This window comes from Pyxidicoccus fallax (assembly GCF_012933655.1).
Classification (GTDB): domain Bacteria; phylum Myxococcota; class Myxococcia; order Myxococcales; family Myxococcaceae; genus Myxococcus; species Myxococcus fallax.
Genome location: NZ_JABBJJ010000029.1, coordinates 40772 through 61503, shown reverse-complemented (window position 1 = coordinate 61503; position 20732 = coordinate 40772). Strand labels below are relative to the sequence as shown.

The window sequence follows — 20732 nt, the reverse complement described above, 5'->3', positions numbered from 1 at the left end:
CCGCCCGGCTGCTCGCCCCTGCCCGCCTGCTTCCGCCCCGCCATGGCGTCACGGACGGGCCTTCAGCCCGCCAGGGTGATGATGCGCACGCCGAGCTGGCCCTCGATTTCCACCAGCTCGCCCCGGGCCACCACCTTGCCGTTGACGGACAGCTCCACCGGCTCGCCCGGGCCCCGGTTCAGCTCGAGGACCTGGCCGGCCCGCATCCCCACCACCTGCTGCGCGGTGACGGGCACGCGCGCCAGCTCCACGGCGATCTGCAACGGCACGTCGCCGAGCAGGTCGCTTCCGTCCTTGCCCATGTCGTCCAAGGCCGCCCCTTCCAGTTCCGGAGGCACATCCAGCTCCGGGTTGGTGAAGTCCTCTTGCTCTTCCTGGCCCGAGTCCTCCTCGGTGGCCGAGCGCGGATGGCCCGGCTCTCCCAGGACGATGTCGGTGATGCGCGCCTGGTAGCGCCCATCCTCGATGAATACCTCCGCCTCCGCGCGGCCCGCCCGTCCCAGGCCCACCCGCAGCTGCGCCGTGCCGGGCTCGCCCCGGTCCGGCCGCGCCGACACGGAGTCCACCAGCAGCACGTCCTTGACGCGCAGGCTGGCCAGGTCCTGGGCGGAAATCTCCGCCGTGCCAATCTCCGCCCGCAGCCAGGTGCGCACCGTGGACAGCCGGGCGGAGTGGGCCTCCATGTCCGCCAGGAGGCGCTCGCGCCGCTGGGCGCTGTCCACCCCCGGCTCGGCCGCGTCCAGCACCGCCGAGGGCACCACCAGCCGTACCATGCCGCCGTGCTGCCCCAGCGTGGCGTGCAGGTGGACGGCCAGCATCGGCCCGTCGTCTCCCAGGCGCGCGGACACCTCGTCCACGCCCCGGGCCACGCCGTCCAGCCGGGGGCGCGGCACCGCGTCCTGCAGGGCCGGCACCAGGACCTTGAGGGCCTCGAGGACGACGTAGCCCATCACCCCCTCCTCGATGTCCGTCAGCGGCCGCAGGCCCACCATCTCCCCCGCGCCGCCCAGCAGCAGGTCCACCGCCGCGTGCGCCAGCGCCAGCTCCACCTCCAGCACCGCCCGGCCCTGCAGCGCGCCCGGCGCCAGCACCGCGAGGAACGTGGGGTCTCCCAGGAAGCGCCGCAGCTCCGACATGGGCCGCACCTGCACGGACTCCAGGGACAGGCGCACCACCGGCGCGTCGAACAGCTCCTTGAGGCGCGTGGCCACCGCGTCCAGCGTGCCGTCCGCCGGCGTCAGCCACCGCAGCCGCTGCGCCAGCATCCCCTGCGCCCGGGACACCTTCTCCAGGTTCCGGAAGGTGAAGGGCCGCCAGGGACGCTCCGGCTTCGCCGGGCGCTCCTGCCGCTCCTGCCGGGCGGGGCGCTCGGGCGGCGCCTGGCGCTCGGGCGGCGGCTCCTGCCGCTCGGGCCGGATGCGCAGCTGGCGGACGTCCACGAGCATCGTGCGCTCGTGGGGGGCGGGGCCCTCGTCGTCGGGCTCCACGCTCATGTCTTCGCCTCGAACTTCAGGCCCTCGAGCCTGAGGCCGCGGCCGCCCAGCGCGGTGCGCAGGCCCTCACTGTGCTCCTCGAGCTGCTTGAGCACCTCGCGGTCGGAGCCGCTGAAGGTGGCGGAAATCTTCCCGTTCCTCGCGCTGACCTTGATGGACAGGCCGCCCATCACATCGCCGCGCAGGTCAATCTGGAACTCGGCGTTGCCGGCGGCGTTGGTGCCCACGCGGATGCGGTCGACAATCTTCTGGGCAATCTCGCTGGCCAGGGCGCGCAGCCGCTCGGAGCCGGCGGTGTCCTTGGGCTTGGCCACCGGCACCGGCGCCATCAGCGCGGGGTTGAAGCGGAAGCCGGGGGCCACCTCCGCGCCGCCCTCCTTCTTGTCCTTCCCTCCCCCGCCGCCGCTGCCCTTGCCGCCGCCCGCGTCCGCGTCCGCCCGGATGGCGGCGCCCCGCTCCGAGTTGACCTGCCCCAGCGCGGACTCCGCCTGGCCCAGGTCCTTGTCGCGCAGCTCGGACGTGCGGCTGTTCTCCTTCGCGTCCGTCGCGCGCGACTGGGCGCGGGCCTCCGTCGCACCCGCGTCCGCGCGCCGGCCCAGCTGGGTCGCGGTCTGCTGGCTGGCGGGCTGGCCCTGCGTGGACGGCTCCTGGAGGCGCTCGCCGAAGGTCTTCCCCTGCTGCGTCGCCTTGGCCAGCACCGCGCGCGCCAGCCCGCCCTGCGGAGGAGCGGGCGCCTGGGGCGTGGCCGGGGGCGGTGACTGCGTCTGTTGCATCAGCTTCTGGAAGGCGGTGGCGCCCTCCTGGCGCTTCTTGGCCTGGCCCTCGGCGAGCTTCTTCTCCTGCATGATGCGCTCGGCCAGGCGCGCTGCTTCGCGGTCGTCGTCGACTCGGCTCATGACGTCTTTCCCGAGGGGTGGGGTGGCGGCAGGTTACTTGCGCTGCCGAGCCAGGAACAAGGCGTTGCCAATCTCCTCCTGGTTCAGCTCCTCGCGCTGTTGGCGCTCGTACTTCACCTGCTTCAGCCAGTTCTCCTTGTGCTTCTCGATGGCCTTGAGCTCCTTGGCCGCCTCCGCCATCTCCTGGCGGCGCCGCTCCACGAGCTTCTCGGCCACCTTCACCGCTTCGCGCTGGCGCTCCACCTCCAGTGCCACCTGCGCCTCCTCGTCCTTCAGGCGCTCCTCGAAGCGGCTCATCATGTTCATGCCGTTGATGCCGGCGCCCTTGGACATGACCTCCTTGAGGTAGGCGGCCACCTTCTCCTTGCGCTCGCGCTTGCGCCGCTCCAGCTCGTCGATGAGCCGCTGGAGCTCCGCCTTCTCCTTCTCCGCGGCCTTGATGGCGGCGGAGAACGCCTGCTCCGCCTCCTCCTTGGCGCGGGCGCGCATGTCCTGCAGGGCTTGCAACCGATACGGGGGCATGGTGCCCCCATCCTACCCCGGATTTCCCGCCGCGCACCCCCTGGGGGACGGCTCAGTCCTCGAACAGTGCAATGAGCTGCGACACCGTGTCCTCGAACTCGGAGTTGGAGTGGGTGTCCTGCTTGAGGAAGTCGATGATGGCGTCGTACTTGTCGATGGCCCGGTCCGTGCGGGGGTCCGTGCCGTACTGGTAGGCGCCCAGGAGGATGAGGTCGCGCTGCTTCTCGTAGGTGGAGAGCAGCTCGCGCAGCTGGCCGGCGGCCTTCTTGTGGTCCTTGCTGACGATGCCGCTCATCACACGGCTGAGGCTGGCCAGCACGTCCATGGCGGGCCACTGGTTTCGCTCGCCCAGGGCGCGGTTGAGGATGAAGTGGCCGTCGAGAATACCGCGGACCTCGTCCGCGATGGGCTCCTCCATGTCACCGCCGGCCACGAGGCACGTGTAGATGGCGGTGCACTTGCCCTTGGCCGAGTTGCCCGTGCGCTCCAGGATGCGCGGCAGCATGGAGAACACGCTCGGCGGGTAGCCCTGACGGGCCGGGGGCTCACCGACGGCGAGGCCAATCTCGCGCTGGGCGCGGGCCAGACGCGTCACCGTGTCCAGCATGAAGAGCACGTTGCCGCCGCGCTCGCGGAAGTACTCGGCGATGGCCGTGGCCACGTAGGCGGCGCGCAGACGCACGAGGCTGGGCTGGTCCGAGGTGGCGCACACCAGCACGGAGCGCTTCATGCCCTCCTCGCCCATGGCGTCCTCGATGAACTCGCGCACCTCGCGGCCACGCTCGCCGATGAGGGCCACGACGCACAGGTCCGCCTTCGTGTTGCGGGCGATCTGTCCCATCAGCGTGGACTTGCCCACGCCCGAGCCAGCGAAGAGGCCCACGCGCTGGCCCTCGCCCACGGTGAGCAGCCCGTCGATGCAGCGCACGCCCAGGGGCAGCGGGCGCTCGATTCGCTGGCGGGTGAAGGGGTCCGGGCAGTCGCGGTCCACGGACCAGTCGATGAGGCCCGCGTCGTCCGGCAGCGGGCTGCCGTCCATCGGCTCACCGATGCCGTTGAGGACGCGGCCCAAAAGCGCGTCCCCGCACTTGATGGTCAGCGGCTTGCCCGCGGGGATGACCTCGCTGTCCGGACCGATGCCGACCAGCTCGCCCAGGGGCATGAGCATGACGTCATCGCCCTGGAAGCCCACCACCTCGGCCTTCACGGAGGAGCGGTTGCGGCTCTTGATGTAGACGAGCTCGCCCACGCGCACGTTGGGCACGCTCGCCTTGATGATGAGGCCCGTCAGCTCGGTGACGCGGCCGCGCACGCGCACCAGCTGCGCTTCCTTGATGAGGTCGTAGTACCGCGCCAGGTCGACGGCCATGGACGTTCTCTCCCCTCTCGACTCAGGCCGGCCCTTCCTTCCGGCCGTTGGGGTCCGGAAGGAGGATGTTCTGGAGCATCTCGAGCTGGGTGGGCAGCTGCGCGTCCACCGTGCCGAACTCCGTCTGGACGATGCAGCCCACCGGCGCCACCTCCGGGTCCTCGCGGATGGCCAGGTCCACCGCGCGGCCGATGAGCTCCATGAGCACGGGCTTCTTGGCGCGCAGCACCGCCGCCGTCTTCGGGTGCACCCGCAGCACCATGGACCGGGCGCTGCGCAGGTTCTCGATGGCGGACGCGCACAGCTCCACCATCAGGTCCGGGTCCTTCTCCAGGCTCCGGCCGATGATCTTCTCCGCCATGCGCAGGGACAGCTCGATGACGTCCCGCTCGTGGTTGCCGAGCATCTCCCCCGCCTGCATCTTCGCGCGGAGGATGATCTCCGTGGCCTGCGCGAGGCCCTCCTGGCGGCCCTGCTCCCGCGCCTCCGCCTGCAGCTTCTCGCGCTCGCGCTGGGCCTCGGCGAGGATGCGCTCCTTCTCGCGCTGCGCCGCCTCGAGGATGCCCTGGGCCGACTGCCGGGCCTCGAAGACCTCGGCGTTCATCACGCCACCGCCGCCAACGCGGCCCGGGGGCCGCAGCGCGGGCCGCTCCGCCGCGACACCCGGCTCCACGCTCCCGTCGCCTTTGATCACCTTGCCGATAGCCATGGGGTGCTCCTTGGGCCCCGGATGCTATCGCGTTCCGCCCTTGGGTCCACGCCCACCGGAGCCCGGGGGCACCACGGGACGGTCGATTCCCGACGTCGGCCGGGGACGGCGCTGCACCGCCGTGCCCTCCGTCCGGGGAACGTCACCGGGAGACGTGGTTGCCCGCCCGGCCAGCACCCGGGGAGGCCTCTCGGGCGCCGCTTCCTCCGGCGCGCTCCGCCCTCCCCCACGCGCGGCCGGCGAGGCCCGTGAGCGGAAGACGCGCGAGCCCTCCGGGTCCTCCACGCGAGACGCTCCGGACTCCTCGCCCGGCTCGGCGCGGGGCCGCATCCGGGAGGCGCGCGGGGGCTCCTCGGCGGGGCGCTGCCCCCGGCCCGGCTCGGCCGGGGCGATGCGGGAGCGCTCCCGGGCTCCGGGCTCCGGGTGCGTGTCCGGATCCTGGCGCGGGGCGCCGCGCTGGCCCAGGCGCGAGGGAGGCGGGCCGATGCGCGCGCCGTCCGGGTCGCCCCTCTGGGCGCGCGCCGGCCGGGGCTCGGGGCCTCCGGGCTCGCGGCGGGCACCTCCGGCGGGGTTGGAACTGGAGGACTCACGGCGGGGCGGCACCCGGTGCACGGCGGAGCCGCCCGGGTCGGCGGCGGGCCTCACCGCGGGCGCGCGGCTGGACATCGCCCCCGCGTTCCGGGCCGCGCGCTCGGCCATGACGTCGCGCCGGGCGCCGCCGGCGGCCGGCCGCTGGCCGGTGAGCCCTGGCGCCTGCATGGAGCCCCGGGGGGCCCGCCCGGCCACGGCCGGGGCCTGCGAGGACGCGCGAGGCACCTGGGCGGAGGACGCGGCCCGGGAGGGCGCAACGGCGGCCGGCTTGCGCGCCCCGGGCGGCGGCGGGAGCACCGCGGACTGGCGCGGCGGCGGCTGGGACGCCAGGCGCACGGGGCGCTCGATGAGGCCGCGCGTGGCCAGGCGCTCCAGGTCCATGACGATGTCCGTGCGGCCACCGTCGCCGCGGGCGGTGGGGCGGATGCGCTCCTCGCGGACCCACTTCGCCAGCAGGCCGCCGAACTCGCCCCGGTACTTCTCCAGCATGCGCGCGGCGAACTCCGGCGACTGCGCCACGCACGCGCGCGCCAGCCGCTGCACACCCGCGCTCCGGATGGCGGTCCCCAGGTTCGTCAGCCCCTCGTGCACCGTCAGCGCCGCGCGCGCGTCGTCCTCGGACAGCTTGCGCGGGGCGTTGGCCGCCACCGCCTTGGTGGCCAGCAGCCGCAGGTCCGGCGGCAGCGGCTCGACGAGCGCGTCGCGCTCCGCGTCCGGCAGGCCCGCCATGGCCGGCCCCAGCACGCGCGCGCCCAGCCTGTCACAGACGGTGAGCAGCTCGCGCTGCTGGAGGTTGAGCACGTCGGAGAACTTGAAGCCCGCGGCCTGCTGCCCGGCCTCGCGCGCCAGCGCCTCCTCCAGCTTCCACCGGACGATGTCCAGCACCTGCGGCCGCACCTCGCGCGCCAGCTTCACGCGCGACGGCGGCAGGTGGCCGCGCACCGCGTCCGCCAGCGTGCCCGGCAGCGCGCGCAGCACCACCTCCACCAGCGCCCCGCGCTCGCGCTGCAGCAGCGTCGCCAGCCGCTCCGGCTCCGCGCTCCACAGCTGCCCGCGCCGGTCCTTCAGCAGGCGCTTGATTTCCTGCACCACCGCGGGAATGCGCTTCTCGCGCGGAATCTGGAGGATTTCCTGCGCGCGGTGACGCAGCAGCGCCCCCTCCTCGTCCGGGAGGTGCTCCAGGGCCGCGAGGCTGTCCTGACCGCCGAAGGTGACGGCCGTCAGGAGCATCATGCTCTGGCGCTTGTTGAGCGAGGTGAAGAACGAGTCCAAACGTCACCTCGCGGGCTCACGGAAGCCCGCGCTGGGAAGAGGAAGAAGCCCCACCGCGAGGGGCAACGGCTTCAGGCCTCCGGAGGGCGGGCGCGGGAGCGGCCCCCGGCGCGAGCGGCCGGGGCGGAGCTGGAGCCACCGCGCATGAACGTCCAGGCCGTCAGGCCCATCATCACCAGCACCAGCGCGAAAGCGCCGCCGAGCATCACCTTGAACTGACCGGCGCTGGCCGCCGTCATCCGCAGCCCCAGCACGTCCTGCAGCCGGCTCTCCGCGTCCGTCTCCGCCGTGGGCAGCATCGCCTGCGTCATCAGCACCGTCACCGCCTCCGGCTTCAGCTCCGGCACCGCCGTGGCGGCGAAGCGCTTCACCATCTCCTCGGAGATGGGCGCCTTGTTGCCCTCCAGCGGCCGGTACTTGAGGAACACCGACGCGGACGGCATCGGCTTGTTCTCCGGCTGCGTCAGGTCGTTGTTCTCCGGAATCATCACGATGGCGCGCGCCTCCAGCACGCCGTCGATCTGATTGAGCGCGTTGGACACCTCGCCGCCCATCGCCTTGAGCAGCATGGCGCGCTCCTCGGTGGCGGTGGGCACCATGCTCCCCTTGGCGAAGTGGGCCAGGCCCTTCTCCACCGGGCGCGGCAGCGAGTTGCGCTTGAGCAGCTCCGCGGCCTGGGCGGCGTCCGCCTTGGGCACGGTGATCATGAACCGCACCTCGTTGCCGCCCTCCTCCTTCTCCTTCTTCGCGTTGATGCCGTTCTTGCTCAGCAGGACGTAGATTTCATTGGCATCCGCCTCGCTCAGCTCGTGCTGCAGCTCGATGTGGCAGCCCGTCATGAGGACGAGGGCGAGAAGCGGGGCGACAAACGCGTACGGTCGGCGAATCATGGGCGGACAGGAGCTTACTAGGCCCCCGGAAAACGCGGAAGGGCGCCCCCTCCCCCGAGGGAGGGACCGCCCTTCACCGGCGCCACCGGGGTGCGGTGGGAGCCTCAGACCTGCGTCTTGACGACGTCCTTGAGACCGGTGGTGGCCTTCTCCACCACCTTGCTCGTCAGGTCGAGCTGCTGGGTGTACTGGTACATGGACGCCTGGAGCGACAGCAGCTCCGCGTTGGAGAACTGCTTGCCGCTGGAGGCCTGGGCGATGATCTTCTCCAGGTTGCCCTGGCCCTTCTCCAGGTCGCCAATCACCTGCGTCATCATGTCGCCGGCCTTGCTGGACTTGGCCGTCTCCGCCTTGGAGGCCACGGGCTCGGCGCCCTTGGCCGTCAGCGGCTCCTGGCCCGCGGCGCTCACCTTGTTGAGGGCGGCCTTCTCCGTCTTGTTGACGGTCTCCACCTGGCGCACGGCCTCCGTGCGCTGGGCGGCCTGGGCCTTGTTCACGCCCTGGGTGGCGTCCACCTGGCCCGCACCCTGGGCCTTGTCAGCGAGAACTCCGTCGAACTTCGAGGAGCCCTGCTTGTTCGTCTGCTGGGCGCCCTGCTCCTGGAGCTTTTGCTGCGCCACCTGCGCCGCGGAGACTCCGGTCATCGGACCCGCCATGTGAGACCCTCCTTGCATCCGTCGGAGGCGGAGGCAGTGCCTCCTCCTCGTTCAAGAGTTCCTTGAGCCGGTCGATGGCGCGTGCATGAAGCCGCGACGCCCAGCTCTTCGACTGCCCAATCTCCGCCCCCGCCTCTTCCAGGGTCCTTCCCTGGAAGTAGTACCCCTGAAGGAGCTTCTTCTCCTTCTCCGGGAGCTTCTCTATCGCCGCCCGCACCCGCGTCTTCAGCTGCTCCAGCTCCATCCGGACGTCCACCGGCAGCGACTCGTCGGTGTAGCCCTGTGCGTCCGCCCCCTCCATGCTGGTGGCGAACACCATGGCCAGCCCCGCCACCGCGTCCGAGATGTCATTGACATCATCGTCGAAGGAGCTGCCCCGGTTGCTTGTCCCCGAATCGCGGTCGGAGAGGTTGCCCAGGTACGCCGCCGCCCGCTCGCCCGCGTAGGCGGTGCGGGCATCCGAGCCCCGCAGCACCCCCATCTTCCTCAACCCGTCGAAGATGGCGCCCTTGATGCGGTAGTGCGCGAAGGTGAGGAAGTTGGCCCCGACCTTCGGGTCGAACCGCTCCGCGGCCTCCAGCAGACCGATTTGTCCGTACGCCACCAGCTCGTCCAGCTCCAGCTGGGCGTTGAACTGCTTGCGCACGGTCGCCGCCAGCGACCGCACGTAGGGGCCGTACTTCTCGAGGATGACCTTCCTGTCGTCGCCCAGAGCCAAGCGCCGCTCACTCGGCCTTAGACCAAAGCCGCTCGAGAACCTGGTTCAGCCGAGGATCATCCATCAGCGCATCGGAGATCTTGCTCGTGAGGTTGGCAGACTTCATGCGGAGCTTCTCCTTCAGGATTTCGGCGACCAGCGCCTTGGTCGCCTCTTCCTTGCTCTTGAAGCCCCCGTTCTTCAGCTGCCGGGCAATGGCCACCGCCTGGGCGGCGACCGGATCCGCGGCCTGGGGGCCCTGGACGTTGCTGGAGCCTACCATGCCCGAGGGCCCGACGAGAGACTCCGCCTTGTCCACCTTTCCGCCAAAGCTGGAACCGGCGGCCGGCGCGGAGCCAGACGCACCCTTCGCGCCACCCGCGCGACCCTTGCCACCCCCACGTCCGACGCCACCGACAGCCATCGCCTTCTCCTCCCTACTTCTTCGCCGGAGGCAGGACACCCGCCTCCTTCGCCTGCAAGAGCGCCTGGGCCAGCCGGGCCCCGTCACTGTCGGGCTCCAGGTCCACCGCGGCCTTCAGCTCCTTGAGGGCCTCGACCACCTTGCCCATGAAGAGCAGCGCCTCGCCCGCGTGGGCGCGGGGCAGCGCGGACTGCGGGGCCAGCCGCTGCGCGGAGCGGTAGGCCTGCAGCGCCTTGTCGTGGCGGCCCTGCGCGAACTCCACCGCGCCCAGCCCCAGCTGCGGCACCTCGCTCTTGGGCATCAGCGCCGCGGCCCCGGTGAAGACCTCCTTGGCCTTGTCGAAGTGGCCCATGTCCAGCCACAGGTAGCCGGTCTCCAGCAGCACCATGGCCTGCTGGCGCCCGAGGGGGACGAGGCTGTTCGAGATCTCCGAGGTCTCCGCCATGGACTTCGCTCTTCCTTTCCGCGTCCGCCGGAGAGGAAAGCGGCGCCGCTTCCCTCTCCGCCGGCCTGGTATCCGCCCTGCTCTAGCGGACGTTGCCGATGGAGTTCTTGATGCAATCGTGCCGCGACTTCATCACGTTGGAAATCGCGGTGAAGGTCTGCGACTCCTGCTGGATGGCCGCCTGCAGGTTGAGGAGCTTGCTGTTCTCCTCGGCCATCTTGTTCAGCGAGAAGCTGCCGTTGACGGTGTCCGTCGCGCTGGCGTTGGCGCCCACGCCCACCGACGGCGCGCCCGGCGTGCCCACCGACGGCGTGCCCATCGTGCCCGCGCCCGACACCATGCTGCCCACCGAGCCGCCGCCCATCGGCGCCACCGCGGTGCCCATGACACCCGCGTACGGCGCGCCGGCCATGCCGGAGCCGCTGGTGCTGGAGAAGGTGTGCATGGAGGAGACCGCCGCGGAGACGATCTGCCCGCCCGGAATCATGCCCGCCACCGCGCCCACGCCCGCGCCCACCGCGCCCGCCGCGTTGTTCAGCCCGTTCTGCAGCCGGGCCCCGAAGCCCGTGTTCGGCGTCTGCCGCGCGGTCGTCACGTTCGTCGAGAGACGCGTCGTCGGGCCCATCATGTTGTCGATCTTCGCCATTGCTTCCTCCAGGCGCTGCTGCCAGCGAAAAGGTCAGAGATCCCCAATGTTCCGGATGCTCTCTCCCTGATTATCGGCCGATGGGGCCCCGGGTTGCCTGATCCACTCAAAAAAGCGGAGCCGGCCGAAAAACCCCAATTATTTCCGACCCTTGGGCGCCTTGGCCTCGGCGAGCAGCCGCTCGCGGGTCTCCACCAGCAGCGCCAGCAGCTCCTCGGCGCGGCTGATGGCGGCCTGGGCCTTCTTGCCCTGCTCCACCTTGGGGCCCTTGAGCTCGGCGAGCCCCTCCTTCACCGGGGCGAAGAGGGCGCGCACCTCGTCGGCCGGGGTCGCCTCGAGCAGGGACTCGACGGCGGGATAGGAGGGCGCGGGCAGCTCCTGGGCCGGGGCGGACGGGGACGGCTTGGCGGACGGGGGCATTGCGGCGAGGTCTCCTGTCGGGCCAGCGGCCGGACGGCCGGTGGACACTGGACGCATGACGGTAGGGGAAAAGCCCCACCCCCTTCAAGCCACCCGCGTCTTCCATCGGGGACCGCACTCCACGTCCTACCGGCCGAGGAGGGAACGGGCACTCCCACGGATTGCCCGCCCAGCCCTGTCCGCTTCCACGAGCGCACCTAGCTTTTTCGCAACGGAGCGGCTCCGCACGCCCTCCGCGCACTCACACAGGAGAATCCCATGAAGAAGCTGGTTGGAGTTTTCGCGACCATCGCGCTGCTCGGCTCTGGCGCCGCTTTCGCGGGGGATGACAAGAACAAGCCCCAGCAGGACCCCTCCTCGGCGCAGGGCGGCGCGGGCGAGGCGGGTAGCACCAGCACCCAGAGCGACCCGGCCATGGGTGGCTCCGGCTCCACACAGAGCGACCCGGCCATGGGCGGCTCCGGCTCCAGCATGAGCGGCCAGGCCACCGCGGGCCAGAAGGAGCTGACGGGCAAGGTGGTGAAGGCCGACAGCAAGATGGTCTACGTGGACCACATGGGCGCGGTGGTGCCGCTGTCCGTGGACAAGAGCACCACGTTCGGCGACCCGAACGTCAAGCGCGCCAAGGACCTGCAGCCGGGCATGGAGATCCGCGCCAGCTACGAGGTGCAGGAGACGAAGAACGTCGCCAAGAGCATCTCCATGTCGGGCACCGGCGGCTCCGGTGACGTGATGTCGCCCGACTCCTCCATCAACGAGGGCCAGGGCACCGGCCTCGAGGAGGACAAGGGCCTGGATACCGGCACCGGCGGCTCGGGCAGCATGGACGACCACGGCACCGGCGGCTCCGGTGACACCGGCACCATGAACCCGGACACCAGCTCCAACCCCTCGCCTTGATGTGACGAGGTGACGGCGCGACGCCCCCACCACGGGGCACCCACGGGGTCCACGGCCACTTTCGCGGCCGCGGGCCCCTCGCCTTTCGCCTGGAGGCCGCGTCACACCGTCATCCGCTGTGTTCAGTTCGTTCAGTCTTGACTGAATGAACTGAACGGACTACATGCCGGCACGCTCACCGGGAGGTCCGCGACACGCGAGGCCCTGGTGGGGACATGGGGAGGCCGGGCATGACGGAGCTGGGCGACGCGGAGCATCGCTTCATCGAGGCGATGGCCCTGCACTTCGAGCGACAGGGCGGCACGCGCATCGGAGGGCGCATCCACGCGCTGCTGATGCTGGCGGACGAGCCGCTGTCCCTCAAGCGCATCGCCGAGCTGCTCAAGGTGAGCGCCGCCTCGGTGTCCACCAACATCCGCGCCTGCATGTCCATGGGGCTGGTGGAGCCGGTGAGCGTGCCCGGTGACCGCCAGCACTACTACATCATCAGCTCCGAGGGCTGGGAGAGCCGGCTGAGCACGGCCGAGGAGGCGATGAAGGCCTTCGTGCGCGTGTGCCGCGGCGCCCTCGCCTCGCCGCGGCTCGCGGACAAGGCGCACCTGCGCGAGGCCGCCGAGTTCTGTGAGTTCTACCTGGCCGAGATGGCCGGCATCGCCGAGCGGTGGCGCGCCGCTCGCGCCGCCCGCCCCTCGCGCGCTTCCAAGGCTTCGAAAGGACGCACCGCATGAACCCCGCAGCGAAGGCTCCCATCGTCTCCATCACGAACGTGACCAAGGACTACAACCTGGGCAAGGTCGTCGTCCCCGCGCTTCGCGGCGTGGACCTCCAGGTGCATCCCGGGGAATTCATCTCCATCGCCGGGCCGTCCGGCAGCGGCAAGACGACGCTGCTCAACCTCATCGGCTGCGTGGACACCGCCACCACCGGCGTGGTGAGCGTGGCCGGGCAGGACACCAAGCAGCTCAGCGAGCGCCAGCTCACCAACCTGCGCCTGCACACCATCGGCTTCATCTTCCAGAGCTTCAACCTGGTGTCGGTGCTCACCGTCTTCCAGAACGTGGAGTTCCCGCTGCTGCTCCAGCGCAAGCTGGACAAGGCCCAGCGCCGCGAGCGGGTGATGCAGCTGTTGGAGCAGGTGGGCCTGGCGGGCCACGCGAAGCACCGGCCCAACGAGCTGTCCGGTGGCCAGCGCCAGCGCGTGGCGGTGGCGCGCGCGCTCGTCACCCGGCCCCAGCTGGTGCTGGCGGACGAGCCCACCGCCAACCTCGACTCCGTCACAGGCCAGCACATCATCGACCTGATGAAGGAGCTCAACCAGAAGGAGGGCACCACCTTCATCTTCTCCACCCATGACGCCAAGGTGATGAACCACGCCAACGCGGTGTGGCGCCTGGCCGACGGGAAGATCCTGGACCGCCTCAGTGCCTCCGAGGCGCAGCGGGCCATGGCCGTGGGAGGCCACTGACATGGGAGGCCATTTCCGTCTGCTGATGCAGGTGGCGTTCCGCAACCTGTTCACCAGCAAGATCAACCTGCTCATCGGCGGCATCATCTTCTTCGGCACCCTGCTGGTGGTGGTGGGCGGCGCGCTGCTGGACAGCATGGACAGCGCCATGAGCCGCAGCATCATCGGCAGCGTGGCGGGGCACATCCAGGTCTACTCGGACGACTCCAAGGACGAGCTGGGCCTGTTCGGCAACATGGGCGGCGAGCCGGACCTGGCGGCGGTGGATGACTTCAGCCGCATCAAGCCCGTGCTGGAGAAGCACCCCAACGTGAAGACGGTGGTGCCCATGGGCACCAACGGCGCGCTCATCACCTCCGGCAACACGGTGGACCTGACGCTGGCCCGCCTGAGAGACCTCTACAAGAAGCGCGCGGAGGGCGGCGAGACACCGGGCCTGCGAGAGAACATCGACAGCCTCAAGTCCCACGTGCGGCAGATGGTGGCGCTCATGGAGGAGGACCTCGTCCGCAGCCAGGCCCTCTTGAGCGAGTCCGCCCGCACGCCCGAGGAGAAGGAGTCCCTCGTCCGCGCCCGCTCCGAGGCGTTCTGGAACACCTTCGAGCAGGACCCGTTCGACTCGCTCGAGTTCCTGGAGAACCGCATCGCCCCGCAGATTCCGGACGGGGACATGCTCTACCTGCGCTACGCGGGCACGGACCTGGACGCCTTCCAGCGCACCTTCGACCGCATGGAGGTCGTGGACGGTCAGCCGGTGCCCGCCGGGCAGCGCGGCATGCTGCTGTCCAAGTTCTTCTACGAGGAGTACCTCAAGCTGAAGACGGCGCGGCGGCTGGACCTCATCAAGCAGGAGCGCGACGTCAACAAGAAGACCATCGCCACCGACCCGCAGCTGGAGCGCTGGGTGAAGGAGAACCAGACGCAGACGCGCGAGCTGCTCTTCCAGCTGGACCCCATCAAGACGCGCCTGGCGGTGGAGCGCCTCCAGAAGGTGCTGGGCACCCAGGAGCCGAAGCTGGAGAAGCTCCTGTCCACCTTCCTCGCCACGGACGACGCCAACTTCGACACCCGCTACGCGCAGTTCTACTCGGAGCTGGCGCCGCTCCTGGAGCTGTACCGGCTGCGCCTGGGTGACAGCCTCACCATCACCGCCTTCACGCGCAGCGGCTACGTGCAGAGCGTCAACGTGAAGGTCTACGGCACCTACCAGTTCAAGGGCCTGGAGAAGTCCGCCCTGGCCGGCGCCCTCAACCTGATGGACCTGATGTCCTTCCGGGATTTGTACGGCTACCTCAGCGCGGACAAGAAGGCGGAAATCGCCGACCTGCAGAAGCAGAGCGGCGTGCAGGCGGTGGCGCGCGAGAACGCGGAGGACGCGCTCTTCGGCGAGGACAGCGGCAACTCGCTGGTGGCCGAGGCCACCCCGGGCGTCATCGACGAGAAGGACGCCTTCACCGGGGCGCTGGACTCGCTGCGCCGGGACGACCTGGCGAAGCGCATCTACTCGCAGGACGAAATCGAGCAGGGCGTGGTGCTCAGCGCGGCGGTGATGCTGAAGGACCCGGAGCAGCTCCCGCGGACGATGGCCGAGCTGCAGCAGTCCGCGAAGGACGCGGGGCTGAAGCTGCGGGTGGTGTCCTGGCAGCAGGCGGCGGGCATCATCGGCCAGTTCGTGCTGATGGCGAAGCTGGTGCTCTACTTCGCCGTGTTCATCATCTTCGTGGTGGCGCTGGTCATCATCAACAACGCGATGATGATGGCCACGCTGCAGCGGGTGCGCGAGGTGGGCACCATGCGGGCCATCGGCGCGCAGCGCTCCTTCGTGCTGGGCATGGTGCTGGTGGAGACGCTGCTGCTGGGCTTCGTCTTCGGCGCCGGTGGCGCGCTGGTGGGCAGCGGCATCATGGCGGCCCTGGGCAGCGCGGGCATCCCCGCGGGCAACGAGGCGCTGTACTTCTTCTTCTCCGGACCGCGGCTGTACCCCAGCCTGAGCGCGGGCAACCTCATCGCGGCCTTCGTCATCGTGCTCGTGGTGTCCTCCATTTCCACCCTCTACCCGGCGTTCCTCGCGACGCGGGTGTCGCCCCTCAAGGCGATGCAGACGGACGAGTAAGCCCATGCTCCAGCTCCTACTCATCGCATTCCGCAACCTCGGCACGCACCGCCGCCGCACGCTGCTGCTCGGCGGGGCCATTGCCGGAGTCACCGCGCTGCTGGTCGTCCTGATGGGGCTGTCCACCGGGATGAAGGACACCATGCTGCGCTCGGCCACCACGCTGGCCACCGGCCACGTCAACGTGGGCGGCTTCTACAAGGTCACCGCCGGCCAGTCCGCGCCGGTGGTGACGGGCTACCCGAAGGTCATCGAGCAGGTCCGCAAGGACGTGCCGGAATTGGACTACATCGTCCAGCGCGGCCGTGGCTGGGTGAAGGTCGTCAGCGAGGTGGGCTCCTCGCAGGTGGGCCTGGGCGGCATCGACGTGGAGGCCGAGCCCGGCATCCGCAAGGTGCTCCAAATCAAGGAGGGCTCGTTGGACGGCTTGAAGGAGCGCGACACGGTGCTCCTCTTCGAGAAGCAGGCGAAGCGGCTGGAGGTCAAGGTGGGTGACACCGTGACGCTCTCGGCGCCCACCCTGCGCGGCACCAACAACACGGTGGACGTCCGGGTGGCCGCCATCGCCGCCAACGTGGGGCTGATGAGCGACTTCAACATCTTCGTCCCCAACTCCACCCTGCGCTCGCTCTACCAGCTCAAGGACGACACCACGGGCGCCATCTACCTGTACCTCAAGGACGTGGCCCAGGTGCCCGCGGTGCAGGCGCGGCTGCGCCAGACGCTGGCGGCGGCCGGCCACGAGCTGATGGACAACGACCCGCGCGCGTTCTGGATGAAGTTCGAGGTGGTCAACCGCGAGGGGTGGACGGGCCAGAAGCTCGACATCACCAACTGGGAGGACGAAATCTCGTTCATCAACTGGACGCTCACCGCGCTCAACGGCCTCACCGGCGTCCTCATCTTCGTGCTGCTGGTCATCATCTGCGTGGGCATCATGAACACGCTGTGGATCGCCATCCGGGAGCGCACGCGGGAGATTGGCACGCTGCGCGCCATCGGCATGCAGCGCACGCGGGTGCTGGCGATGTTCGTCTTCGAGGCGCTGACGCTGGGCTTCCTCGGCACGCTGGCGGGCGCCGTCATCGGGCTGGCGGTGTGCCTGGGCATCAACGCCGCGGACATCTCCGTCCCGGAGGTGGTGGCGGTGTTCATCATGTCGGAGAAGCTGAACCTGGCCGTCAACGCCGGCTCCGTGGTGGGCGCCATGCTGTTCATCACCGCCTGCACCACGGCCATCTCGCTGATTCCCTCCTTCCTCGCCGCCCGGATGAAGCCGGTGACGGCGATGCACCACATCGGGTGATTCGCACCATGACTCTCAAGAACGTGCTGTCCGCCGCGGTGCTCGCCGCGGCGCTGCTGTCCGCTCCGGCCGCGCTCGCGATGGAGACGGCGGAGATGGTGAAGCTGCTGGCGACCATCGACGACCGGCAGCGCAACGGCGGCGACTACAAGGCGCTCGTCTATCTGGAGCAGAAGGAGAAGGACAAGACGGACACCGTGCGCGAGGCGTTCGTCTACCGGCGCGACGCGGACGACAAGCTGATGATTCTCTTCAGCCGCCCGAAGGCGGAGGCCGGCAAGGGCTACCTGCGGCTGGACAAGAACCTCTGGAGCTATGACCCCAACGTGGGCAAGTGGGAGCGGCGCACGGAGCGCGAGCGCATCGCCGGCACCGACAGCCGCCGCGCCGACTTCGACGAGTCCCGCCTGGCCGAGGAGTACGACCCGTCCTTCGACGGCGAGGCGAAGCTGGGCAAGTACACGGCGAACATGCTGACGCTCAAGGCGAAGTCGGGCGTGGACGTGGCCTACCCCGTCGTCAAGCTCTGGGTGGACAAGGAGACGGCCAACGTCCTCAAGCGCGAGGAGTACGCGCTGTCCGGCCGGAAGATGCGCACCGCGCTGTACCCGCGCTGGAAGAAGCTCTTCAGCGAGTCCAAGGGCGCCGACGTCTGGTACCCCGAGGAGATTCGCATCTACGACGAGGTGGAGAAGGCGAACTCCACCACCGTCCTCATCAAGTCCATCGACCTGCGCCCGCTGGAGGCCAACCTCTTCACCAAGGCGTGGCTCGAGAGCAAGAGCCGATGAACTCGCGCACCCTCACCCTGGCCGCGGCGCTGTCCGCGGCCCTCGTCGGCGCGCCCGCGCTCGGCCAGTCCTCGGGGACCTCGCAGTCCTCCTCGGGAGACCGGCCGGACGAGAACGCGCTCTTCGGCGGCGAGCCCGAGAAGCCCGCCGAGGCCACGCCTCCGCCCGACGCGGAGGACCCGACGTCCTCGGACCGCCCGAGCGAGGACGCCCTCTTTGGCGGTGAATCGGGCGCGTCCAGCGACTCTTCGACGCGGCAGCCCTCGTCCGCTGAAGCGAGCGACCGGGACACGGAGGCGCTGTCCGGCCCGGCGACGCGCAGCGCGTTCGACTCGGACGAGGCGGTGGACGACCCGCTGAAGATTGGGGGGCAGTTCTACCTGCGCGGCGCGGTGGCGGCGAACGAGGGCGTGTCCTTCGGCAACACGTCGTTCTCCGCGCCCACGCTGGTGGACGGCTTCTTCGACGCACGCCCCACGGACCGGCTGCGGGGCTACGTGGTGGGACGGCTGAGCTACGACCCGACCCTCTCCTCCCAGCAGGCGGAGGGCGCACCGGCCAATCCGCGCGTGCTCCTGGACCAGGCGTGGCTGCGCTTCGACATCGAGCGCACGGTGTTCCTCACCGTGGGCAAGCAGCACGTGAAGTGGGGCACGGGGCAGATCTGGAACCCCACCGACTTCCTGTCACCCCAGCGGCGCAACCCGCTGGCCTTCGTGGACCTGCGCACCGGCGTGTCCATGCTGAAGGTGCACGTGCCGTGGGAGGCGCGGGGGTGGAACTTCTACGGCATCGCCGTGATGGACGACCTGGGCACCGACGCGGGCGCGGTCATCGACCCCAGCGGCGCCCCCACGCGGCCCGGTGGGAGTGACCTGGTGAACCGGCTCAGCGGCATCGGTGGTGCACTGCGCGCCGAGGTGGTGCTGGGGCCGGCGGAGGTGGGCGCCAGCGCCGTGGCCCAGCGAGGCCGCAAGCCCCGCTTCGGCCTGGACCTGTCCTCGGGGCTCGGCCCCATCGACGTCTACGGCGAGGTGGGCATCAAGGAGGGCACGGACCAGCCCCTGTACCGGCTGCCCGAGGGCACCACGCCGCAGGACATCTTCCTGAATGGCGGCCAGGTGGAGTCGTACATCCCCGACGGCCTCACGCCCCAGGTGACGGCGGGCGCGAACTACAGCTTCGCGTACGGCGAGAACGACCTGGCCGTCGTGGGCTTGGAGTACTTCTACAACTCGACGGGGTACACGAGCTCCATCGGCTACCCGTACCTGCTCAGCCAGAATGCCTTCCAGCCGCTGTACCTGGGCCGGCACTACGGCGCCGCGTACCTGTTCCTGAATCAGCCGGGCTCGTGGGAGCGCACGTCCTTCAACCTCTTCACGCTGGGCAACCTGTCCGACCGGAGCTTCGTGAGCCGGCTCAACATGACGCACCGGGCGCTCACCTACCTCACGGTGGAGGCGTACGGGGCCGTGCACTACGGCCGCAAGGGCGGTGAGTTCCGGCTCGGCTTCACCATCCCGGATGTCACCGTCAACGGGCAGGACATCCCGGGCTTCTCCGTGGCCGCGCCCACGTTCGAGGTGGGGGCGGGCCTGCGCATCGCGCTCTGAAGCGGGCGGGGGATGGGTTCCCCGCTCGGCCCTTCGCGTTTCGACTGTCTCGCGCGTGACGGCGTCCGCATCCAGCGCTGTGCCTCGCCGCGCGCGTGACTACAGGTGAGGCCATGAACCTCACCTCGGACGTCGTCATCCTGGGGGCGGGGGCCGCCGGGCTCGCCGCCGCCGCTCCGCTTCTCCGCGCGGGTCTGCGCGTCATCGTGCTGGAAGCCCGGGAGCGCATCGGCGGCAGGGTGGCCACCCTCCACGACCCCGTCACCGACGTGCCGCTGGAATTGGGGGCGGAGTTCGTCCACGGCAAGCCGGACTCGCTGAAGAAGCTCGTCCGGCGGGCTCGCCTCACGGTGCGCGAGTGCAATGACATCCATGCGCTGTCCTGGAAGGGGCGCTTCGGGGACGGCGAGGAGGCCTTCCGCTTCATGGAGGCGCTCGCCTCCGCGAAGCCGCCGGACCGGCCCGTGGCCGAGCTGATTCAGGAGCGCGCTCGGGCCGAGCGCTGGTCGCAGCTCCAGGTGGCCATGGCCCGCTCCTACGTGGAGGGCTTCTACGCGGCCAACCCGGACACCGCGAGCACGATGGCCATCGCCCGTATGGAAGAAGCCGCGGAGACGCTGGGAGGCATCACGCCTTCACGGGTCATGGAAGGCTATGACCGCGTCTTGCGCGCGCTGGCGGCGCCACTGCTGGAGCGCCCCGGAGCGCTGCTGCTCAACACGGTGGCGGAGGAGATTCGCTGGGCACCCGGCGAGGTGCGCGTGCGCGTCCGGGGCAGGCAGGGCGTATCCCTGGGACAGGTGCGCGCGAAGCAGGCCGTGGTGACGCTGCCCGTGGGCGTGCTGCGCGCCCGTCCTCCGGAGCCCGGCGCGGTGCGCTTCCTTCCCCGGCTGCCGGAGAAGGAGCGCGCATGGGGCCGGCTGGAGATGGGCCCGCTGGTGAAGGTGCTGCTGCGCTTCCGCACCGCCTTCTGGAGCGAGCGCGAGGACACCGCGCGGTTCGGCTACTTCCACGCTCCGTCCCTGCCAGTGCCTACGTGGTGGACGCTGTCGCCGCACGAGTCCCGGCACCTCGTGGGCTGGGCCGGTGGGCAGGGCGCGGAGGCGCTGTCCGGGCTGCCGGAAACGGAGGTACTGGAGCGCGCCGTGGAGACGCTCGCGCGCATCTTCCGGCTGCCTCGACAGGCACTGCATGAGCTGCTCGAGGACTGGCGCGTGCAGGACTGGCAGCGCGAGCCGTTCACCCGGGGCGGCTACGCCGTGATTCCCGCGGGCGCGATGGAGGCCGTGGAGGCACTGGGCGCCAGCGTGGAAGGCACCCTGTTCTTCGCGGGCGAGGCGACGAACACCGAGGGCGAGGAAGGCACGGTGCACGGCGCCATCGCGACGGGGGAGCGCGCGGCGCGCGAGGTGCTGGCGAATGGACGTTCCATTCCCGATGGGGGCTCGTCACGCTGAGGGCGCCCGGCTGCCGTCCGAGCGGCCCGGGGCTCGGAGTGCCTCCTGGGACGA

21 protein-coding genes are annotated in these 20732 nt (G+C 70.4%); 8 read left to right on the top strand and 13 right to left on the bottom strand.

The window, feature by feature from the left end; genetic code table 11:
- Positions 1 to 62 precede the first annotated feature (62 nt).
- From sctQ to HG543_RS09000, 13 genes are all read right to left on the bottom strand, one after another.
- Positions 63 to 1493: a type III secretion system cytoplasmic ring protein SctQ gene (gene sctQ / locus HG543_RS09060; RefSeq protein ID WP_169344294.1), complete on the bottom strand. Its 1431-nt coding sequence runs from the start codon at positions 1491 to 1493 to the stop codon at positions 63 to 65.
- Complete coding sequence (locus HG543_RS09055) at positions 1490 to 2389, bottom strand: flagellar hook-length control protein FliK (RefSeq protein ID WP_169344293.1); 900 nt, start codon at positions 2387 to 2389, stop codon at positions 1490 to 1492. The genes sctQ and HG543_RS09055 overlap by 4 nt, the downstream gene beginning before the upstream one ends.
- 33 nt (positions 2390 to 2422) lie before the next feature.
- Positions 2423 to 2911: a flagellar assembly protein FliH gene (locus tag HG543_RS09050; protein WP_169344292.1), complete on the bottom strand. Its 489-nt coding sequence runs from the start codon at positions 2909 to 2911 to the stop codon at positions 2423 to 2425.
- Positions 2912 to 2963: 52 nt separating this feature from the next.
- Positions 2964 to 4280, bottom strand: a complete 1317-nt coding sequence (gene sctN, locus HG543_RS09045) for a type III secretion system ATPase SctN (RefSeq protein ID WP_169344291.1) — start codon at positions 4278 to 4280, stop codon at positions 2964 to 2966.
- Between the two features lie 22 nt (positions 4281 to 4302).
- Positions 4303 to 4989 (bottom strand): FliH/SctL family protein, encoded by a 687-nt coding sequence (locus tag HG543_RS09040; protein ID WP_169344290.1) that lies wholly within the window; start codon positions 4987 to 4989, stop codon positions 4303 to 4305.
- Positions 4990 to 5013: 24 nt separating this feature from the next.
- Positions 5014 to 6852 carry a hypothetical protein gene (locus tag HG543_RS09035; protein ID WP_169344289.1) on the bottom strand — a complete coding sequence of 613 codons (1839 nt, stop codon included), beginning with the start codon at positions 6850 to 6852 and terminating at the stop codon, positions 5014 to 5016.
- A 71-nt stretch (positions 6853 to 6923) separates the two neighbouring features.
- Positions 6924 to 7742, bottom strand: a complete 819-nt coding sequence (locus HG543_RS09030; RefSeq protein WP_169344288.1) for a type III secretion protein — start codon at positions 7740 to 7742, stop codon at positions 6924 to 6926.
- Positions 7743 to 7846: 104 nt separating this feature from the next.
- Entirely contained in the window at positions 7847 to 8362 is a 516-nt protein-coding gene (locus HG543_RS09025) for an EscF/YscF/HrpA family type III secretion system needle major subunit (RefSeq protein ID WP_246356864.1), read from the bottom strand.
- Complete coding sequence (locus tag HG543_RS09020; protein ID WP_169344287.1) at positions 8280 to 9116, bottom strand: sigma-70 family RNA polymerase sigma factor; 837 nt, start codon at positions 9114 to 9116, stop codon at positions 8280 to 8282. Before HG543_RS09020 ends, HG543_RS09025 begins: the two co-directional genes overlap by 83 nt.
- 7 nt (positions 9117 to 9123) lie before the next feature.
- A complete protein-coding gene (locus HG543_RS09015; protein ID WP_169344286.1) occupies positions 9124 to 9519 on the bottom strand; it encodes a hypothetical protein in 396 nt (131 codons plus the stop codon).
- A gap of 13 nt (positions 9520 to 9532) precedes the next feature.
- A complete protein-coding gene (locus tag HG543_RS09010) occupies positions 9533 to 9964 on the bottom strand; it encodes a tetratricopeptide repeat protein (protein ID WP_169344285.1) in 432 nt (143 codons plus the stop codon).
- An 82-nt stretch (positions 9965 to 10046) separates the two neighbouring features.
- The gene (locus HG543_RS09005; RefSeq protein ID WP_169344284.1) at positions 10047 to 10610 is read right to left on the bottom strand and encodes a hypothetical protein; all 564 of its coding nucleotides are present in this window, start codon (positions 10608 to 10610) and stop codon (positions 10047 to 10049) included.
- Positions 10611 to 10748: 138 nt separating this feature from the next.
- Positions 10749 to 11030: a hypothetical protein gene (locus HG543_RS09000; protein ID WP_169344283.1), complete on the bottom strand. Its 282-nt coding sequence runs from the start codon at positions 11028 to 11030 to the stop codon at positions 10749 to 10751.
- A 258-nt stretch (positions 11031 to 11288) separates the two neighbouring features.
- Between HG543_RS09000 and HG543_RS08995 the strand changes: the two genes are divergently transcribed.
- The 8 genes from HG543_RS08995 (at position 11289) to HG543_RS08960 (ending at position 20678) form a co-directional block, all read left to right on the top strand.
- On the top strand, positions 11289 to 11930 hold the full coding sequence (locus HG543_RS08995; RefSeq protein ID WP_169344282.1) for an RNA-binding protein: 642 nt from the start codon (positions 11289 to 11291) through the stop codon (positions 11928 to 11930).
- Between the two features lie 230 nt (positions 11931 to 12160).
- Positions 12161 to 12658: a GbsR/MarR family transcriptional regulator gene (locus HG543_RS08990; RefSeq protein WP_169344281.1), complete on the top strand. Its 498-nt coding sequence runs from the start codon at positions 12161 to 12163 to the stop codon at positions 12656 to 12658.
- Positions 12655 to 13395, top strand: coding sequence for an ABC transporter ATP-binding protein (locus tag HG543_RS08985; protein ID WP_169344280.1), 741 nt, complete (start codon positions 12655 to 12657; stop codon positions 13393 to 13395). Before HG543_RS08990 ends, HG543_RS08985 begins: the two co-directional genes overlap by 4 nt.
- A 1-nt stretch (position 13396) precedes the next feature.
- On the top strand, positions 13397 to 15508 hold the full coding sequence (locus HG543_RS08980; protein WP_169344279.1) for an ABC transporter permease: 2112 nt from the start codon (positions 13397 to 13399) through the stop codon (positions 15506 to 15508).
- A 4-nt stretch (positions 15509 to 15512) separates the two neighbouring features.
- On the top strand, positions 15513 to 16814 hold the full coding sequence (locus tag HG543_RS08975) for an ABC transporter permease (protein ID WP_169344278.1): 1302 nt from the start codon (positions 15513 to 15515) through the stop codon (positions 16812 to 16814).
- An 8-nt stretch (positions 16815 to 16822) separates the two neighbouring features.
- Positions 16823 to 17605, top strand: a complete 783-nt coding sequence (locus tag HG543_RS08970) for an outer membrane lipoprotein-sorting protein (RefSeq protein WP_169344277.1) — start codon at positions 16823 to 16825, stop codon at positions 17603 to 17605.
- Positions 17602 to 19221 (top strand): hypothetical protein, encoded by a 1620-nt coding sequence (locus HG543_RS08965; protein ID WP_169344276.1) that lies wholly within the window; start codon positions 17602 to 17604, stop codon positions 19219 to 19221. The genes HG543_RS08970 and HG543_RS08965 overlap by 4 nt, the downstream gene beginning before the upstream one ends.
- Before the next feature lie 113 nt (positions 19222 to 19334).
- The gene (locus tag HG543_RS08960) at positions 19335 to 20678 is read left to right on the top strand and encodes a flavin monoamine oxidase family protein (protein ID WP_169344275.1); all 1344 of its coding nucleotides are present in this window, start codon (positions 19335 to 19337) and stop codon (positions 20676 to 20678) included.
- Positions 20679 to 20732: the final 54 nt, after the last annotated feature.

Coding starts and splice junctions, on each gene's coding strand:
- sctQ (WP_169344294.1), bottom strand. CDS start 1,493: ATGAGCGTGGAGCCCGACGACGAGGGCCCCGCCCCCCACGAGCGCACG.
- HG543_RS09055 (WP_169344293.1), bottom strand. CDS start 2,389: ATGAGCCGAGTCGACGACGACCGCGAAGCAGCGCGCCTGGCCGAGCGC.
- HG543_RS09050 (WP_169344292.1), bottom strand. CDS start 2,911: ATGCCCCCGTATCGGTTGCAAGCCCTGCAGGACATGCGCGCCCGCGCC.
- sctN (WP_169344291.1), bottom strand. CDS start 4,280: ATGGCCGTCGACCTGGCGCGGTACTACGACCTCATCAAGGAAGCGCAG.
- HG543_RS09040 (WP_169344290.1), bottom strand. CDS start 4,989: ATGGCTATCGGCAAGGTGATCAAAGGCGACGGGAGCGTGGAGCCGGGT.
- HG543_RS09030 (WP_169344288.1), bottom strand. CDS start 7,742: ATGATTCGCCGACCGTACGCGTTTGTCGCCCCGCTTCTCGCCCTCGTC.
- HG543_RS09015 (WP_169344286.1), bottom strand. CDS start 9,519: ATGGCTGTCGGTGGCGTCGGACGTGGGGGTGGCAAGGGTCGCGCGGGT.
- HG543_RS09010 (WP_169344285.1), bottom strand. CDS start 9,964: ATGGCGGAGACCTCGGAGATCTCGAACAGCCTCGTCCCCCTCGGGCGC.
- HG543_RS09005 (WP_169344284.1), bottom strand. CDS start 10,610: ATGGCGAAGATCGACAACATGATGGGCCCGACGACGCGTCTCTCGACG.
- HG543_RS09000 (WP_169344283.1), bottom strand. CDS start 11,030: ATGCCCCCGTCCGCCAAGCCGTCCCCGTCCGCCCCGGCCCAGGAGCTG.
- HG543_RS08995 (WP_169344282.1), top strand. CDS start 11,289: ATGAAGAAGCTGGTTGGAGTTTTCGCGACCATCGCGCTGCTCGGCTCT.
- HG543_RS08990 (WP_169344281.1), top strand. CDS start 12,161: ATGACGGAGCTGGGCGACGCGGAGCATCGCTTCATCGAGGCGATGGCC.
- HG543_RS08985 (WP_169344280.1), top strand. CDS start 12,655: ATGAACCCCGCAGCGAAGGCTCCCATCGTCTCCATCACGAACGTGACC.
- HG543_RS08980 (WP_169344279.1), top strand. CDS start 13,397: ATGGGAGGCCATTTCCGTCTGCTGATGCAGGTGGCGTTCCGCAACCTG.
- HG543_RS08975 (WP_169344278.1), top strand. CDS start 15,513: ATGCTCCAGCTCCTACTCATCGCATTCCGCAACCTCGGCACGCACCGC.
- HG543_RS08970 (WP_169344277.1), top strand. CDS start 16,823: ATGACTCTCAAGAACGTGCTGTCCGCCGCGGTGCTCGCCGCGGCGCTG.
- HG543_RS08965 (WP_169344276.1), top strand. CDS start 17,602: ATGAACTCGCGCACCCTCACCCTGGCCGCGGCGCTGTCCGCGGCCCTC.
- HG543_RS08960 (WP_169344275.1), top strand. CDS start 19,335: ATGAACCTCACCTCGGACGTCGTCATCCTGGGGGCGGGGGCCGCCGGG.